14 protein-coding genes and 1 pseudogene are annotated in these 16086 nt (G+C 68.5%); 12 read left to right on the top strand and 3 right to left on the bottom strand.

Annotation, left to right across the window (positions count from 1 at the left end; translation table 11 throughout):
* The first annotated feature begins 2 nt into the window (after nt 1-2).
* The 11 genes and pseudogenes from HFGMBDPB_RS05725 to HFGMBDPB_RS05675 all read left to right on the top strand — a co-directional run bounded on the left by HFGMBDPB_RS05725 (nt 3) and on the right by HFGMBDPB_RS05675 (nt 11074).
* Nucleotides 3-1022, top strand: a complete 1020-nt coding sequence (locus HFGMBDPB_RS05725) for a Bug family tripartite tricarboxylate transporter substrate binding protein (protein WP_016450303.1) — start codon at nt 3-5, stop codon at nt 1020-1022.
* Nucleotides 1023-1087: 65 nt separating this feature from the next.
* Entirely contained in the window at nt 1088-2101 is a 1014-nt protein-coding gene (locus HFGMBDPB_RS05720; protein WP_047326165.1) for a Bug family tripartite tricarboxylate transporter substrate binding protein, read from the top strand.
* Between the two features lie 7 nt (nt 2102-2108).
* Nucleotides 2109-3083, top strand: a complete 975-nt coding sequence (locus tag HFGMBDPB_RS05715) for an NAD(P)H-dependent flavin oxidoreductase (protein WP_012203331.1) — start codon at nt 2109-2111, stop codon at nt 3081-3083.
* A gap of 122 nt (nt 3084-3205) precedes the next feature.
* Nucleotides 3206-3523, top strand: a pseudogene (locus tag HFGMBDPB_RS30020) (electron transfer flavoprotein subunit beta/FixA family protein); the annotation flags it as partial.
* On the top strand, nt 3515-4255 hold the full coding sequence (locus HFGMBDPB_RS05710; protein ID WP_502757461.1) for an electron transfer flavoprotein subunit beta/FixA family protein: 741 nt from the start codon (nt 3515-3517) through the stop codon (nt 4253-4255). The pseudogene HFGMBDPB_RS30020 and the gene HFGMBDPB_RS05710, both read left to right, overlap by 9 nt.
* A gap of 13 nt (nt 4256-4268) precedes the next feature.
* Nucleotides 4269-5501, top strand: a complete 1233-nt coding sequence (locus HFGMBDPB_RS05705; protein ID WP_502757456.1) for an FAD-binding protein — start codon at nt 4269-4271, stop codon at nt 5499-5501.
* Nucleotides 5502-5625: 124 nt separating this feature from the next.
* The gene (locus tag HFGMBDPB_RS05695) at nt 5626-6612 is read left to right on the top strand and encodes a tripartite tricarboxylate transporter substrate binding protein (protein WP_016450812.1); all 987 of its coding nucleotides are present in this window, start codon (nt 5626-5628) and stop codon (nt 6610-6612) included.
* Nucleotides 6613-6698: 86 nt separating this feature from the next.
* Nucleotides 6699-8243: a class I adenylate-forming enzyme family protein gene (locus tag HFGMBDPB_RS05690; protein WP_133074113.1), complete on the top strand. Its 1545-nt coding sequence runs from the start codon at nt 6699-6701 to the stop codon at nt 8241-8243.
* A gap of 59 nt (nt 8244-8302) precedes the next feature.
* Nucleotides 8303-9073 (top strand): class II aldolase/adducin family protein, encoded by a 771-nt coding sequence (locus HFGMBDPB_RS05685; protein ID WP_012203336.1) that lies wholly within the window; start codon nt 8303-8305, stop codon nt 9071-9073.
* Nucleotides 9074-9081: 8 nt separating this feature from the next.
* Nucleotides 9082-10011, top strand: a complete 930-nt coding sequence (locus tag HFGMBDPB_RS05680; protein WP_074924314.1) for a 2-hydroxyacid dehydrogenase — start codon at nt 9082-9084, stop codon at nt 10009-10011.
* Nucleotides 10012-10078: 67 nt separating this feature from the next.
* Nucleotides 10079-11074: a tripartite tricarboxylate transporter substrate binding protein gene (locus tag HFGMBDPB_RS05675; protein ID WP_212645051.1), complete on the top strand. Its 996-nt coding sequence runs from the start codon at nt 10079-10081 to the stop codon at nt 11072-11074.
* A 50-nt stretch (nt 11075-11124) separates the two neighbouring features.
* Here HFGMBDPB_RS05675 and HFGMBDPB_RS05670 read toward each other — a convergent pair whose 3' ends face one another.
* On the bottom strand, nt 11125-12144 hold the full coding sequence (locus tag HFGMBDPB_RS05670) for a GlxA family transcriptional regulator (RefSeq protein ID WP_212645050.1): 1020 nt from the start codon (nt 12142-12144) through the stop codon (nt 11125-11127).
* Between the two features lie 96 nt (nt 12145-12240).
* On the opposite strand from HFGMBDPB_RS05670, the gene HFGMBDPB_RS05665 reads away from it, so the two are divergent.
* Complete coding sequence (locus HFGMBDPB_RS05665; protein WP_074924319.1) at nt 12241-13617, top strand: amidohydrolase; 1377 nt, start codon at nt 12241-12243, stop codon at nt 13615-13617.
* Between the two features lie 88 nt (nt 13618-13705).
* Here the strand turns inward: HFGMBDPB_RS05665 and HFGMBDPB_RS05660 are convergent, their stop codons facing one another.
* Together HFGMBDPB_RS05660 and HFGMBDPB_RS05655 are read right to left on the bottom strand one after the other, a co-directional pair.
* Nucleotides 13706-14275 (bottom strand): VUT family protein, encoded by a 570-nt coding sequence (locus HFGMBDPB_RS05660; RefSeq protein ID WP_016454772.1) that lies wholly within the window; start codon nt 14273-14275, stop codon nt 13706-13708.
* The gene (locus HFGMBDPB_RS05655; protein WP_212645049.1) at nt 14272-16056 is read right to left on the bottom strand and encodes an NAD(P)/FAD-dependent oxidoreductase; all 1785 of its coding nucleotides are present in this window, start codon (nt 16054-16056) and stop codon (nt 14272-14274) included. Before HFGMBDPB_RS05655 ends, HFGMBDPB_RS05660 begins: the two co-directional genes overlap by 4 nt.
* Nucleotides 16057-16086 lie beyond the last annotated feature (30 nt).

The raw sequence follows: 16086 nt of genomic DNA, 5'->3' as shown, positions 1-16086 counted from the left end.
CCATGAGCAACCAAGTCACACGCCGCGACATTCTTCAAGGGCTGGCCGCCATCGGCGGCACCAGCCTGCTGGCCACGGGCGCCACCAGCGCCCTCGCACAGGCCGGCAAGCCGGCCGCGTGGCCCACCAAGCCCATCCGCGTGGTCGTGCCCTTCAACGCGGGCGGCGCCACCGACATCATTGCGCGCACCATCGGCGAGGCCCTGGCCAGGCGCGTGGGCCAGCCCGTGGTCATCGACAACCGCGCGGGCGCGGCCGGCATCCTGGGCACGGACGCCGTGGTCAAGGCGCCCGCCGACGGCCACACCCTGCTGGTCTCGCTCAGCACCTCCATGCTGATCAACCAGTTCCTCTACACCAAGCTGCCCTACAACCCGCAAAAGGACATCGCCCTGGTCACCCAGATCGCGGCGGCGCCCGTCACCCTGGTGGTCCATCCCTCGGTGCCGGCCAACAACATGAAGGAACTGCTGGCCTACGTGAAGGCCAACAAGGGCAAGCTCTCGTACGGCTCCTGGGGCGTGGGCTCGTATGCCCACCTGGCCGGTGCCTACATGAGCAAGACCATGGACGCCGACATGACCCACGCCGCCTACAAGGGCGAGGCGCCCATGATCCAGGAGCTGATCGGCGGCCAGCTGCAGATGTGCTTTTCCAGCGCGCTCAACACCAAGCCCTTCATCGACTCGGGCAAGCTCAAGGCCATCGGTGTCACGGGCAAGGAGCGCATGGAAATCCTGCCCAAGCTGCCCACCATCCATGAACAGGGCGTCACCGACGACGCCTACGCCATCTACGGCTGGGTGGCCATGGGCGCGCCGGCCGGCGTGCCCAAGGAGATCGTGGACCAGCTCTACGGCCACCTGCGCGAAATCGCCAAGGACCCCAAGGTGCTGGAGCGCACCGTGGGCGCAGGCTTCATGCCGCTGATGAACAGCCCGCAGGCCTTCCGCGAGAACTACCAGCGCGACATGCCGATCTGGAAGGCGCTGGTGGAGGAAGCTGGCGCAAAGCTTGATTGATTTTTCCGGCCCGCGGCAGCGGGCCGCCACCGACGACTGCTGAGACAGCTTTGAGAGGAGACTTCATGTACACGCGCAATCCCGCATCCCCGGCACGCCCCACGCGGCGCAGCGTTCTGGCCCTGGCCGCAGCCCCGCTGCTGGCCGGCCTGGCCGGCGGCGCCCTGGCCGAGACCGGCTGGCCCAGCAAGATGCTGCGGCTGGTCGTTCCCTTCCCGGCGGGCGGCCCCACCGACACGGCATCGCGCATCGTGGGCCAGAAGCTGGGCGAGCGCCTCAAGCAGACCGTGGTGGTGGAAAACCGCCCTGGCGCCTCCGGCTCCATCGCGGCCGTGCAGGTTGCCAAGAGCCCGGCCGACGGCTACACGCTGATGATGCTGGCCACGCCCACGCTGCTGGCGCCGCACCTGTACAAGAAGGCCGGCTACGACACCGTCAAGGACTTCACGCCCGTGGCCACGGTCTATGACCTGCCCATCGTCATCGTGGTCAACCCCACGCTGCTGCCCGATGTCACCGACCTCAAGAGCCTGATCGCCCACGCCAAGGCGCAGAAGGTCGCGCTCAACTACACCAGCTCGGGCGCCGGCAGCTTCGGCCACCTGAGCATGGAGCTGCTCAAGCAGATGGCCGGCTTCGACATGCAGCACGTGCCCTACAAGGGCGGCGTGCCCGCCATCACCGACACCATCGGCGGCCAGGTGCCCATCATGTATGCCGACCTCGTGGCCGCGCTGCCCCACATCCAGGCAGGCAAGCTGCGCGCCATCGCCGTGGGCTCGCCCCAGCGCGTGGCGATGCTGCCTGACACCAAGACCATTGCCGAGCAGGGCATCAAGGGCTACGACGCCGTCTCCTGGGGCGGCCTGCTGGCGCCCAAGGGTAGCCCCAAGGCCGTGGTCGACCGCATCGCCAGCGAAGTGCAGCAGATCCTGGCCGACAAGGACATCCAGGACAAGCTGCTCAACGCAGGCGCCATCGCCGCCTTCCAGAACCCCGCCCAGCTGGGCCAGCGCATCCAGCAGGACTACACGCGCTGGGGCCAGCTGATCCGCGACAAGGGCATTGCAGTGGAGTGACATCGACATGAAGACACGCATCACCGAACTCTTTGGCATAGAGCACCCCATCATCCAGGGGGGCATGCACCATGTGGGCCTGGCCGAACTGGCCGCCGCTGTCTCCAACGCGGGTGGCCTGGGGCTGATCACGGGCCTGACCCAGCGCACGCCCGAACTGCTGGCGCGCGAGATCGCGCGCTGCCGCGAGATGACGGACAAGCCCTTCGGCGTCAACCTGACCTTCCTGCCCTCGGTCAACCCGCCCGACTACCCGGGCTACGTCAAGGCCATCATCGAAGGCGGCGTCAAGGTCGTGGAGACGGCGGGCAACAACCCGCAGAAATGGCTGCCCGCGCTCAAGGAAGCCGGCATCAAGGTCATCCACAAGTGCACCTCGGTGCGCCATGCGCTCAAGGCCGAGGCCATCGGCTGCGACGCCATCAGCGTGGACGGCTTCGAATGCGGCGGCCATCCGGGCGAGGACGACATCCCCAATTTCATCCTGCTGCCGCGCGCGGCCGAAGAACTGAAGATTCCCTTCGTCGCCTCGGGCGGCATGGCCGACGGCCGCTCGCTGGTGGCTGCGCTGGCGCTGGGCGCCGAGGGCATCAACATGGGCACGCGCTTCATCGCCACGCAGGAAGCGCCCGTGCACGACAACGTCAAGCAGGCCATCGTCGCGGCCAGCGAGCTGGACACGCGCCTGGTCATGCGCCCGCTGCGCAACACCGAGCGCGTGCTGACCAACCCGGCCACCGAGCGCCTGCTGCAAAAGGAGCGCGAGCTGGGCGCGGCCATCACCTTTGCCGACATCGCGCCCGAGGTGGCCGGCGTCTATCCGCGCATCATGCATGACGGCGACATGGACGCAGGCGTCTGGTCCTGTGGCATGGTGGCCGGCCTGATCAACGACGTGCCCACGGTCCAGCAGCTGATCTCCGGCATCATGGACCAAGCCCATGCACTGATCAACGAGCGGTTGGCCGGCCTGGCCCGCTGACCGCCCATCTTCACAGGACTTACGCAAACAGGATGCGACAACGTGCTGCGCCCCACGGCAAGCCACTTGCCTTGTTCCTTCTTGCGTAGGTCGTACTTCAAAAACCAGGAAAGAGCTTTCTCATGAAAATCCTTGTACCCGTCAAACGTGTCGTGGACTACAACGTGAAGGTCCGCGTGAAGTCGGACGGCACGGGCGTGGACATCGCCAACGTCAAGATGAGCATGAACCCCTTTGACGAAATCGCCGTCGAAGAAGCCGTTCGCCTCAAGGAAAAGGGCGTGGCCACCGAAGTCATCGCCGTCTCCTGCGGCGTGGCCCAGTGCCAGGAAACCCTGCGCACGGCCATGGCCATCGGTGCCGACCGCGGCATCCTGGTGGAGACCACCGAGGAACTGCAGCCCCTGGCCGTCGCCAAGCTGCTCAAGGCGTTGGTCGACAAGGAGCAGCCNGTGGACTACAACGTGAAGGTCCGCGTGAAGTCGGACGGCACGGGCGTGGACATCGCCAACGTCAAGATGAGCATGAACCCCTTTGACGAAATCGCCGTCGAAGAAGCCGTTCGCCTCAAGGAAAAGGGCGTGGCCACCGAAGTCATCGCCGTCTCCTGCGGCGTGGCCCAGTGCCAGGAAACCCTGCGCACGGCCATGGCCATCGGTGCCGACCGCGGCATCCTGGTGGAGACCACCGAGGAACTGCAGCCCCTGGCCGTCGCCAAGCTGCTCAAGGCGTTGGTCGACAAGGAGCAGCCCGGCCTGATCATCCTGGGCAAGCAGGCCATCGACGACGATGCCAACCAGACCGGCCAGATGCTGGCGGCCCTGGCCGACCTGCCGCAAGCCACTTTCGCCTCCAAGGTCGAAGTCGCTGGCGACAAGGTGAATGTCACGCGTGAAGTGGACGGCGGCCTGGAAACCCTGGCCCTGAGCCTGCCGGCCGTCATCACCACCGACCTGCGCCTGAACGAGCCGCGCTACGTCACGCTGCCCAACATCATGAAGGCCAAGAAAAAGCAGCTGGACACGGTCAAGCCTGAAGAGCTGGGCGTCGATGTCGCCCCGCGCCTGAAGACGCTCAAGGTGGCCGAGCCCGCCAAGCGCGGCGCTGGCGTGAAGGTGCCCGATGTGGCGACCCTGGTCAGCAAGCTCAAGAACGAAGCCAAAGTGATCTAAGGAAGACAGCGACATGACATCCCTCGTTATTGCAGAACACGACAACGCTTCCATCAAGAGCGCCACGCTCAACACCGTCACTGCGGCCCTGGCCTGCGGCGGCGACGTGCATGTGCTGGTGGCGGGCGAGAATGCCGGCGCCGCTGCGCAGGCTGCGGCCCAGATCGCTGGCGTGTCCAAGGTCATCCACGCCGACGGCGCCAGCCTGAAGGACGGCCTGGCCGAGAACATCGCGGCGCAAGTGCTGGCGATTGCCTCGAACTACAGCCACATCCTGTTCCCCGCCACCGCCAGCGGCAAGAACGCCGCGCCGCGCGTGGCCGCCAAGCTGGACGTGGCCCAGATCAGCGACATCACCAAGGTGGACAGCGCCGACACCTTCGAGCGCCCCATCTACGCGGGCAACGCCATTGCCACGGTGCAAAGCAGCGACAAGATCAAGGTCATCACCGTGCGTGGCACGGGCTTTGACGCAGCGGCCACCACGGGCGGCAGCGCCCAGGTGGAGCAGCTGGCCGCCGCTGGCGACAGCGGCAAGAGCAGCTTCGTGGGCCGTGAAGTGACCAAGAGCGACCGCCCCGAGCTGACGGCCGCCAAGATCATCGTCTCCGGCGGCCGCGCGCTGGGCAGCAGCGAGAAGTTCAACGAGGTCATGACCCCGCTGGCCGACAAGCTGGGCGCCGCCATCGGCGCCAGCCGCGCAGCGGTGGACGCAGGCTATGCGCCCAATGACCTGCAGGTCGGCCAGACCGGCAAGATCGTGGCGCCCCAGCTGTACATTGCGGCCGGTATTTCCGGCGCCATCCAGCACTTGGCCGGCATGAAGGACTCCAAGGTGATCGTGGCGATCAACAAGGACCCCGAGGCACCGATCTTCTCGGTGGCCGACTACGGCCTGGAAGCCGACCTGTTCCAGGCCGTGCCCGAGCTGGTGCAGAAGTTCAACGAGGTCATGACCCCGCTGGCCGACAAGCTGGGCGCCGCCATCGGCGCCAGCCGCGCAGCGGTGGACGCAGGCTATGCGCCCAATGACCTGCAGGTCGGCCAGACCGGCAAGATCGTGGCGCCCCAGCTGTACATTGCGGCCGGTATTTCCGGCGCCATCCAGCACTTGGCCGGCATGAAGGACTCCAAGGTGATCGTGGCGATCAACAAGGACCCCGAGGCACCGATCTTCTCGGTGGCCGACTACGGCCTGGAAGCCGACCTGTTCCAGGCCGTGCCCGAGCTGGTGCAGTCGCTGTAAGAACGCAAGGCGCCGCACCGGGAGGCGGTGCCAACGGGCCCGGTGAAGTATCCGGGCCCTGGCCAGAGCGGCACACAAGGCATGTGCCCCGGCCCCACCTGGTTCAGAGATGCAGGAGACAGACATGCAGATTTCCATTGGCCGCCGCAGCCTTGCGCTTGCGGCTGTTGTCTTTGTGGCCACCACGGGCGCCAGCGCGCCGGCATGGGCCCAGGCCAGCGACTTTCCCACGCGCCCGATCACGCTGATCGTGCCCTTCCCCGCAGGCGGCTCCACCGACCGCCACATGCGCACCCTGGCCGACATCGCGGGCAAGCAGCTGGGTCAGGCCATCATCGTGGAGAACAAGCCCGGCGCGGGCGGCACGCTGGGCCCGGGCAACATGTCCCGCACGGCCAAGCCCGATGGCTACACCATCACCCAGTTCCCCATGTCCATGCTGCGCATGGCGCACATGCAGAAGACGGCCTGGAACCCGGTCACGGACTTCACCTACATCATTGGCGTCTCGGGCTACACCTTCGGCTTCACGGTGCGCTCGGACTCGCCCTACAAGAGCTTCAACGAATACATTGCCGCCGCGCGCAAGAGCCCCGGCAAGATCGAGTACGGCTCCACCGGCATAGGCTCCTCGCCCCACCTGCTGATGGAGGAGCTGGCCGAGAACGCCAAGGTCACGCTCAACCACGTGCCCTTCAAGGGCAACGCCGACCTGCAGCAGGCCCTGCTGGGCGGCCACGTGGCCGCGCAAAGCGATGCCTCGGGCTGGGACACCTATGTGGATGGCGGCCAGATGCGCCTGCTCATGACCTTCGGCGAAAAGCGCACCCAGCGCTGGCCCGACGTGCCCACGGCCAAGGAGCTGGGCTATGGCGTGGTCTCCACCTCGCCCTACGGACTGGCCGGCCCCAAGGGCATGGACCCGGCCGTGGTGCGCAAGCTGCACGACGCCTTCAAGAAAGCCATGGATGACCCGCGCCACATCGAGGTGCTCAAGCAGCTGAACCAGGACGCCTGGTACCGCTCCGGCGCCGACTATGCGCAGTGGGTGCGCGAGGCGTATGCCAAGGACAAGGTCCTGATCGACCGCCTGGGCCTGGCCGCCAAGTAGGCCTGTCCTCCAATGCGCCCGCAGGGCCAGGGGGCTGGCGGGCGCAGTCCGCTTGAGATTCGTGAATTCGTGAAACGGAGTCCCTCATGACTGTCTCCCTGCCTTCGCCCGATGCGCCCTTCACCACGCTGGCCGAGCTGATCCGCAGCCACGCGCGCCAGCAGCCCGCCCATGCCGCGCTGCGCGACGACCAGCAGACGCTGAGCTACGCGCAGCTTGACGCCCTCATGGACCGCGTGGCCGCCGCGCTGCAGCGCGACGGCGTGCAGCCTGGCCAGGCGATTGCCATCTGCGCGTTGAACTCGGTGCGCTATGCCGCCCTGTTCCTGGGCGCCTTGCGCGCGGGCGTGGTGGTTGCGCCGCTGGCGCCGTCCTCCACGGCCGACAGCCTGGCCTCCATGCTGCGCGATGCCCAGGCGCGCCACCTGTTCCTCGACAAGGCGGCCCAGGACCTGGTGCCTGCCGACGGCGCCCTGCAATGCATCTCGCTGGACGGCGCCGCGCCCGGCCGGGCCTTTGACGACTGGCTGGCGCCCGAAGGCGCGCAGCCCGCGCCCGTGAGCGTGGAGCCAGCCGCGCCGTTCAACATCATCTATTCCTCGGGCACCACGGGCACCCCCAAGGGCATCGTGCAGTCGCACGGCATGCGCTGGGCCCACATCAACCGGGGCAGCGTCTACGGCTACGGCCCCGAGGGCACGACGCTGCTGGCCACGCCGCTGTACTCCAACACCACGCTGGTGGTGTTCTTCCCCACGCTGGGCAGCGGCGGCTGCGTGGTGCTGATGCCCAAATTCGACGCGGCCCGCTACCTGCAGCTGGCCCAGCAGCACCGCGTCACCCACACCATGCTGGTGCCCGTGCAGTACCAGCGCATCATGGCGCTGCCGCAGTTCGGCGAGCATGACCTGTCCAGCTTCCGCGCCAAGTTCTGCACCAGCGCGCCGTTCCGGGCCGAGCTCAAGGCCGACGTGGTGGCGCGCTGGCCCGGCAGCCTGACCGAGTTCTACGGCATGACCGAAGGCGGCGGCACCTGCATCCTCGAAGCCCATCTGCACCCGGACAAGCTGCACACCGTGGGCAAGCCCGCCGAGGGCCATGACATCCGCCTCATCGACGAGGACGGCCGCGAGGTCGCCCCGGGCGCGGATGGCGAGGTCGTGGGCCATTCGGCCAGCATGATGACCGGCTACCACGGCCAGCCTGCCAAGACGCGCGAGGCCGAATGGTTCGACCCTACGGGCAAGCGCTTCATCCGCACGGGCGACGTGGGCCGCTTCGATGCCGATGGATTCCTCACCCTGTTCGACCGCCGCAAGGACATGATCATCAGCGGCGGCTTCAACATCTACCCCAGCGACCTGGAGACCCAGCTGCGCGCCCACCCGGCCGTGGACGACGTGGCCGTGGTCGGCGTGCCCTCCGAGCAATGGGGCGAGACGCCCGTGGCCTACGTGGTGTCGCGCGCGGGGCAGCCGGCCCTGCCCGAGGACATCATGGGCTGGTACAACCAGCGGGCCGGCAAGACCCAGCGCCTGGCGGACCTGCGCTTCATTGCCGAGCTGCCGCGCAGCGCCATCGGCAAGGTGCTCAAGCGCGAGCTGCGCGACCAGTACGCGACGGGGCGCTGAACCGGCGGATGCTTTCTCCAAACGATGTCCACCACGATGTCCACCAAGAGGTACACCCCATGAGCAACGACACCACGATGTCCGAGGTCCGCCGCCAGGTGACGGCCGAGGAATGGCAGACCCGCATCGAGCTGGCCGCCGCCTACCGGCTGGTCGCCCACTTCGGCTGGGACGACCTGATCTTCACCCACATCTCGGCGCGCGTGCCGGGCCAGCCCGACCAGTTCCTGATCAACCCCTACGGCATGCTGTTCGACGAGATCACGGCCTCCAGCCTGGTCAAGGTCGATCACGAAGGCCGGCCGCTGATGGAGACCGAGTACGACGTCAACCCGGCCGGCTTCGTCATCCACAGCGCCATCCACGACGGCCGTCCCGAGGTGCAGTGCGTGCTGCACACGCACACGCGCTACGGCGTGGCCGTCTCGGCGCAGAAGGAGGGGCTGCTGCCCATCTCGCAGCAGTCCATCTTCCCGCTGGCGCGCCTGGCCTACCACGACTACGAAGGCGTGGCCCTGCGCGACGACGAGAAGCCGCGCCTGGTCGATGACCTGGGCGCCAGCAACTTCCTCATCCTGCGCAACCACGGCCTGCTGACCTGCGGCCGCAACGTGGCCGAGGCCGTGCTGGCCATGTACACGCTGGAGTCGGCCTGCCGCATCCAGATCCTGGCGCAGTCGGGCGGCGGCGAGCTCACGCGCATCCCGCAGGACATCATTGCCGACGCGGTCAACCAGTCGCGCCAGGTCACCAAGGGCAAGGGCGCAGGCCTGGCCTGGCCCGGCCTGCTGCGCCGCCTGGACCGCATAGACCCTTCTTACAAGGACTGAAGGAAACCATGGGAATTCTGGTCAACATCCATCCGAGCATGGGCGCGCCCATCGTCGACTCGCTGCGCGCGCTGGCGCCCGGCGTGCAGGTCTGGGGCCACCGCGAAGAGGCGCCGGCCGATGCGGTCGAGGCCATGCTCGCCTGGAGCCTCAAGCCGGGCGTGCTGCCGGCCTATCCGGGCCTGAAGCTGCTGTGCGCACCCAGCGCGGGCGTGGACAAGCTGCTGGCCGTGCCCGACCTGCCGGCCGGCCTGCCCGTGGCGCGCACCGTCGATCCGCAGCAGCATGTGGAGATCGCCCAGTACGTGGTCGGCACCGCGCTGCGCCACACGCGCGAGCTGGACCTGTTCGCGCGCCAGCAGCAGGCCGGCGACTGGCTGCGCCGCCCCGTGCGCGCCAGCGCAGACTGCCGCGTGGGCATCCTGGGCCTGGGCGAGGTCGGCCGCTTCGTGGCCGGCGCCCTGCAGGCCATCGGCTACCCCGTCGCAGGCTGGAGCCGCAGCGCCAAGAGCATTGCAGGCCTGGCCACGCACAGCGGTGCCGAAGGTCTGAAGCAGCTGCTGTCCACCAGCGACATCTTGGTCTGCGCCCTGCCGCTCACGCCCGAGACGCGCGACCTGCTGGATCGCCGCACCCTGTCCCTGCTGCCGCGCGGTGCCTACTTCATCAACGTGGGGCGCGGCGAACAGGTGGTGGAAGACGACCTGCTGGCCCTGCTCGACGAAGGCCACCTGGCCGGCGCCGCGCTGGACGTGCTGCGCGACGAGCCGCCCCAGCCCGGCAACAAGGTCTGGGGCCATCCCAAGGCCTTTGTCACGCCGCACATCGCGGCCCAGGCCTCGGCCGACACCGTGGCGCGCCAGTGCCTGGAGAACCTGCGCCGCCTGCGCGCGGGCGAGCCTCTGCTCAACCTTGTGGATGTGGCGCGGGGGTATTGAGCCTTGTTTTCCACCAAACGCCGCGCTGTTGCGCGGCGTTTTTCCCTTAGAAGAATCCAGAGACACCATGCCTTCGACTTCCCGCCGCGGCTTTTTGCAATCGACCGCTGCCGCCGCTGCAGCAGCCACCACCGTGCTGGCCCCCTCGGCCTGGGCCCAGAGCCCCTGGCCCTCCAAGCCCATCCGCATCATCGTTCCGTACACGGCAGGCGGCTTCACCGACCAGATGGCGCGCCTGCTGCAGGTCGGCCTGCAGAAGGCCCTGGGCCAGCCCGTCATCGTGGAGAACAAGCCCGGCGCCAACAGCATCATCGGCGTGGACCAGATCGCCAAGGCCGCGCCGGACGGGCACACCTTCGGCGTGGTCATCGCGGCCTATGCGGCCAACACCACGCTCTATCCCAAGCTGCCCTACAACCCGAAGAAGGACCTGGTCGGCGTCTCGCTCATGGGCGTCTCGCCCCTGGTCGCTGCCGTGGCCATGAACGCGCCCTTCAAGACCACGCCCGAGCTGATCGCCTATGCCAAGGCCAATCCCGGCAAGGTGGGCTTCGGCTCCTCGGGCAGCGGCTCCAGCGCCCACCTGACCACCGAGCTGATGAAGCTGCTCACCAGGACGGACATGGTCCACGTGCCCTACAAGGGCGCCGCGCCCGCGCTGGCCGACCTCATGGGCGGCCAGATCCCGCTGTTCCTGGACCCGCCGCCCAACCTCATCCAGCCCGCCAAGGCCGGCCGCATCCGCCTCATCGGCGTGGCCAGCGACAAGCGCCTGGCCGCGCTGCCCGACGTGCCCACCTTCGTGGAGCAGGGCTACGACGGCCTGCTGGGCAGCACCTGGGCGGCCATGATCGCGCCGGCCGGCGTGCCGCGCGAGATCGTGCAGCGCATGTCTGCCGAGGTGTCGCGCATCATCCGCAGTGCCGAGGTGTCGCAGCGGCTGGAGCAGTTGATGGGGACGTTTGCGGAGGGGTCCACGCCTGAGGAGTGCGATCGGTTCATTGCTGCCGAGACGGAGAAGTGGGGGAGGGTGATTCGGGAGGCGAAGGTGACGGTGGACTGAGTCTTTCTTGTTCTCGGGTCTGTTTTTTGACCCGGCAGGGGCAAAAACAATCAAGCAGCCCCCACCCTCCACCGCCTCCTCGGCGCCCTCAACGCATGCCTTTCCCGATAGGCCGCAGGCGCCATCCCCACATACCGCAAGAACACCCGCCGAAAGGCCGAGGCATCCCCATACCCGCAGGCCAGCGCCACGGACGGCACGCTCTCCAGCGTGATCTCCAGCAGCACCCGAGCCCGCGCGCAGCGCAGGCGGTGCAGGTGGTCCAGCGGGCTGTGGCCCAGTTCCTGCTGGAAGTGGCGCAGCAGGGTGCGCGGGCTGGTGGATGCCGCGTCCGCGAGGGCCTGCAGGTCATAGGGCTGCTCCACGCGCGCCTCCAGCCAGGCGATGGCGTGGGCCAGCACGCTGTTGCGCGTGGCGGGAATGCGGCGGTCCTGCAGGGCGGCGCGGGTGGCGCGTTCGCGCTGGGCATCGGGCTGCAGCACGGCGGCCAGCGCTGCGGCCAGGTCGTCGCCGAAGGCATGGCGGGTGAGCGCAACGGCCATGGGTGCCAGGGCCTCGGGGTGGGAGGCGCTGAGCCAGGGCCTGTCGTCCACGAAGGGCTGGCCCTCGGCCAGTTCGATGCCCGGGAAGTCCAGGCCGAAGCCGCCCATGAAATACCAGGGCAGGGCCACAAGCCGGCCCTGGCAGCGGCCGCCCGCTGCCGCAAACCAGGCGGCGCTGCCCAGCGTGCAGACGGCCAGGCCCTGGTCGAAGGCCGTGGTGATGCGGCGCACGAGGGCCGGATGCGCGGCGACGATGTCGCGGATGGACGGGATGTCAGGGCAGTGCAGCGCGCTCACGAAGACGGCCTGCGCGGGCCCCTCGGCTGCCGCGCCTTCGGCCGCATGCGGCATGGCAGGCAGGGGCCGGCCCTGGCCGTCGACCCAGCGCCAGCCAAAGCGTGGCGCGCGCCGGCCCAGGCGCAGGCTGGCGACCAGGTTGGCGCTGCGCAGCATTTCGATCAGGTGCGCTGCATGGCCGATGGCGCTGTGCTCCAGGCAGGGCAGCTCGATGACAAAGGTCCGGGGCATGGCGATTCTGGCTCCTCGAATGGCGATTTTGACGTGCCCGTCATACGTGCTTCACTTTTAGCATGGCTGCTTGTGCCACTTTCCAGGACCACGAAGATGCTCCACACCAGCGCCGAGACAAAGCCTTCCTCCTTCCCGCGCACAGGCCTGCGCTCCATCGCCCTGGCCGGGCTGCTGACCTGCGGCCTGCCACTGGCGGCCAGCGCCCAGGGGCTCGATGCACAGGGCCTGGCGGCCCTGGATGCCGCCATCCAGCCGCTGGCGCCCAAGATGGTGGAGTGGCGCCGCGACATCCACCAGCACCCCGAACTGTCGGGCCAGGAAGAACGCACGGCCAAGGTGGTGGCCGATCACCTGCGCCGCCTGGGCATGGAGGTGCAGACCGGCGTGGGCGGCACGGGCGTGGTGGGCGTGCTGCGCGGCGGCCGGCCGGGCAAGACCGTGGCGCTGCGTGCCGACATGGATGCGCTGCCCGTGGCCGAGAAGACCGGCCTGCCCTTTGCCTCCAAGGCCAAGGCCCAGTACATGGGCAAGGAGGTTTCGGTCATGCATGCCTGCGGGCACGATGCCCACGTGGCCATGCTCATGGGCGCGGCCGAGGCGCTGGCCGGCATGCGCGCCAAGCTGCCCGGCACGGTGAAGTTCATCTTCCAGCCCGCCGAGGAAGGCGCCCCGGTGGAGGCCGATGCCCACGGCCATGTGCCCAGCTTCGGCGCCAAGGCCATGGTGGAGGCCGGCGTGCTCAAGGACGTGCAGGCCATCTACGGCCTGCACATCACGTCCAACCTGCCGTCGGGCATGGTGGGCTACCGCAGCGGGCCGCTGATGGCGGGTTCGGACAGCCTCAGCATCCAGGTCGAGGGCCGGGGCGGCCATGGCTCGTCGCCGTGGAATGCGGTCGATCCCATCGTCGCGGCCAGCCAGGTGGTGCTGGGCCTGCAGACCGTGGTCAGCCGCCAGCTCAACATCAGCCTGGAGCCCGCCGTGCTGACGATCGGCTCCATCCAGGGCGGCACGCGCTACAACATCATCCCGGACAACGTGGAGATGCAGGGCACGCTGCGCACCTTCGACGAGGACATGCGCCAGGAGGCACACAAGCGCATCACCGCCACGGCCGAGCAGATCGCGGCCTCCAGCGGCGCCAAGGCCAAGGTGCGTTTCGGTCCCGTGGCCTATCCGGTGACCACCAACCCCGCCGCACTGACCGAGGCCTCGCTGCCCGCGCTCAAGCTGGCCATGGGCGGCAAGGCCATGGTGATTCCCAAGGTCAGCGGCTCCGAGGATTTCTCGGAGTTCCAGAAGGTGGTTCCGGGCTTCTTCTACTTCCTGGGCGCGCCGCCGGCAGGCCAGGATTTCGCGAAGGCGCCGTCCAACCACTCGCCGCTGTTCGACATCGACGAGAAGCAACTGCCCACGGGTGCGCGCTCACTGGCCGCGCTGGCCGTGGACTATCTGCAGCGCAACCCATAGTTATTCGACTCGCCCTGAGCGGCGGAAGCCGCATCCCGTTGCACGGAGCCCCTGGCTTGAGATCGAGTCCGTGCGAACCGCGTCGGCTTTATTTGGCGCTGGCGATTGCCGATGGGCCTTTCCACCACCGGGCGATGGCAAGGCGGAACGGCAGCAGCAGTGCCACGCCCAGCACCAGCTTCACGCCCAGGTCGCCCAGGGCCCAGGTCACCCAGGGCTCGGCGGCGCCCGCGAAGGCGATGCTCCAGAACAGGAAGGTGTCCAGGCAGGCGGCCAGCAGCGTGGCCACCAGGGGGGCACGCCACCAGCGGCCCGCACGCAGGCGGTGGAACACGCCGATGTCCAGCCACTGCGAGGCAATGAAGGCCGCACCCGAGGCCAGCGCGATGCGCGGCGGCGCCAGCACCAGCGAGGCGGCCACGGCCACGGCAAAGCCCACCCAGGCCACGCGCCGGGCCTGCTGCGGGCCGAAGCTGCGGTTGACCAGCTCGCTCACCAGGAAGGCGAACGGATAGGTGATGGCGCCCCAGGTCAGCCAGTCGTTGATGGCGTACTGCACCAGGATGTTGGACGACAGCACCACCACGCCCATGGCCGCAATGGCGGCCAGCAGCTGGGTGCGCGAGGGGGCGGCGAAACGGGGCGGACGCGGTGTCATGCTGCGCCACCGGAGCCGCGTGCACCCGACGAGGGCAGGGGCAGCCCGAGGATGGCGCAGGCCACGGCCTCGCCCACCTTCACGCCATCCACGCCGGCCGACAGGATGCCGCCCGCGTAGCTGGCGCCTTCGCCGGCCGGGTACAGGCCGCGCGTGTTCAGGCTGTGGAAGTCCGCGCCGCGCTCGATCTTCACGGGCGAGGAGGTGCGCGTTTCCACGCCGGTGAGCACGGCATCGTGCATGTCGTAGCCGCGGATCTTCTTGCCGAAGGCGGGCAGCGCCTCGCGCATGGCCTCGATGGCATAGGCCGGCAGCACGTGGTGCAGGTTGGTCAGCGTGATGCCGGGCTTGTAGGAGGGCTCGACCTCGCCCAGCGCGGCCGATTCCTTGCCCGCGATGAAGTCGCCCACCAGCTGGCCCGGCGCGTTGTAGTTGCGCCCGCCCAGCAGGTAGGCCTTGGTCTCCAGCTGGCGCTGCAGCACGATGCCCGACAGCGGATGCAGCTCGCCGTCCTTGAGGTTTTCCACGCCATGGGTCTTGCCGTCGAAGGCCCAGGCAAAGCTCTTGGCATCGCGCGGGTAGTCGCAGGGGTCGATGGCGCAGACCATGCCGGCGTTGGCATTGCGCTCGGCGCGCGAGTACTGGCTCATGCCGTTGGTGACCACGCGCTCGGGCTCGCTGGTGGCCGCCACCACGGTGCCGCCCGGGCACATGCAAAAGCTGTAGACCGCGCGCCCGTTGCTGGCGTGGTGCACCAGCTTGTAGTCGGCCGCGCCCAGCAGCGGGTGGCCGGCATGCCTGCCCCAGCGCGCGCGGTCGATCACGCTTTGCGGATGCTCGATGCGAAAGCCCACCGAGAACGGCTTGGCTTCCATGTGCACGCCGCGCTCGTAGAACATGGCGAAGGTGTCGCGCGAGCTGTGGCCCAGGGCCATCACGGCATGGTCGGTCTCCAGCCACTGGCGCTCGCCGCTGTCCTGGTCCAGCACTTCCAGGGCGGTGAGACGGCGGTCCTTGCCCTCGCCCTCGATGCGCATGTCACACACGCGCTGGCCGAAGCGGATCTCGCCGCCCAGGCGGATGATCTCCTCGCGTATTCCCTCGACCACCTTCACCAGCTTGAAGGTGCCGATGTGCGGATGCGCGGCATAGAGGATCTCGGGCGGCGCGCCGTGGGTGACGAATTCCTGCATCACCTTGCGGCCCAGGTGGCGCGGGTCCTTGATCTGGCTGTAGAGCTTGCCGTCGGAGAAGGTGCCTGCGCCGCCTTCGCCGAACTGCACATTGGACTCGGGCACCAGCTCGCGCTTGCGCCACAGGCCCCAGGTGTCCTGGGTGCGCTCGCGCACCGAGCGGCCGCGCTCGATCACGATGGGCCTGAAGCCCATCTGCGCCAGCACCAGGGCCGCAAAAATGCCGCAGGGCCCGAAGCCCACCACCACGGGCCGGCGCTGCAGGTCGGCAGGCGCCTGGCCCACGGCATGCCAGCGCATGTCGGGCGTGGGGTTCACATGGGCATGGCTGGAGAACTGCTCCAGCAGTGCGGCTTCCTGGCTCTCGTCGGCCAGCGTCAGGTCGACGATGTAGACGGCCAGCAGCTCGGACTTGCGCGCATCGAAGCTGCGCTTGTGCACATGCACGGAGGCAATGGCCTCCTCGGCAATGCCCAGCTGGCGCGCGGCCAGGGCGCGCAGCGGCTCCAGGGGCAGGTATTCGGTGTGGCTGTCGGGGTGGTATTGCACCGCCGACAGGGGCAGTTTCAGTTCAGAGACGCGGATCATGGCTTGTACCTATCAAGCAGAGGGCCGGCG

The sequence above is a fragment of the Delftia sp. PE138 genome (genome assembly GCF_018320755.1).
GTDB classification, from domain to species: Bacteria; Pseudomonadota; Gammaproteobacteria; order Burkholderiales; family Burkholderiaceae_C; genus Comamonas; species Comamonas tsuruhatensis.
This window is presented reverse-complemented; position numbering and strand designations above follow the sequence as displayed.

Excerpts from the sequence above, each read along its gene's own strand:
- HFGMBDPB_RS05690 (WP_133074113.1), top strand. The coding sequence starts at position 6,699 with ATGACTGTCTCCCTGCCTTCGCCCGATGCGCCCTTCACCACGCTGGCC.
- HFGMBDPB_RS05715 (WP_012203331.1), top strand. The coding sequence starts at position 2,109 with ATGAAGACACGCATCACCGAACTCTTTGGCATAGAGCACCCCATCATC.
- HFGMBDPB_RS05675 (WP_212645051.1), top strand. The coding sequence starts at position 10,079 with ATGCCTTCGACTTCCCGCCGCGGCTTTTTGCAATCGACCGCTGCCGCC.
- HFGMBDPB_RS05655 (WP_212645049.1), bottom strand. The coding sequence starts at position 16,056 with ATGATCCGCGTCTCTGAACTGAAACTGCCCCTGTCGGCGGTGCAATAC.
- HFGMBDPB_RS05665 (WP_074924319.1), top strand. The coding sequence starts at position 12,241 with ATGCTCCACACCAGCGCCGAGACAAAGCCTTCCTCCTTCCCGCGCACA.
- HFGMBDPB_RS05705 (WP_502757456.1), top strand. The coding sequence starts at position 4,269 with ATGACATCCCTCGTTATTGCAGAACACGACAACGCTTCCATCAAGAGC.
- HFGMBDPB_RS05685 (WP_012203336.1), top strand. The coding sequence starts at position 8,303 with ATGAGCAACGACACCACGATGTCCGAGGTCCGCCGCCAGGTGACGGCC.
- HFGMBDPB_RS05660 (WP_016454772.1), bottom strand. The coding sequence starts at position 14,275 with ATGACACCGCGTCCGCCCCGTTTCGCCGCCCCCTCGCGCACCCAGCTG.
- HFGMBDPB_RS05680 (WP_074924314.1), top strand. The coding sequence starts at position 9,082 with ATGGGAATTCTGGTCAACATCCATCCGAGCATGGGCGCGCCCATCGTC.
- HFGMBDPB_RS05725 (WP_016450303.1), top strand. The coding sequence starts at position 3 with ATGAGCAACCAAGTCACACGCCGCGACATTCTTCAAGGGCTGGCCGCC.
- HFGMBDPB_RS05695 (WP_016450812.1), top strand. The coding sequence starts at position 5,626 with ATGCAGATTTCCATTGGCCGCCGCAGCCTTGCGCTTGCGGCTGTTGTC.
- HFGMBDPB_RS05720 (WP_047326165.1), top strand. The coding sequence starts at position 1,088 with ATGTACACGCGCAATCCCGCATCCCCGGCACGCCCCACGCGGCGCAGC.
- HFGMBDPB_RS05670 (WP_212645050.1), bottom strand. The coding sequence starts at position 12,144 with ATGCCCCGGACCTTTGTCATCGAGCTGCCCTGCCTGGAGCACAGCGCC.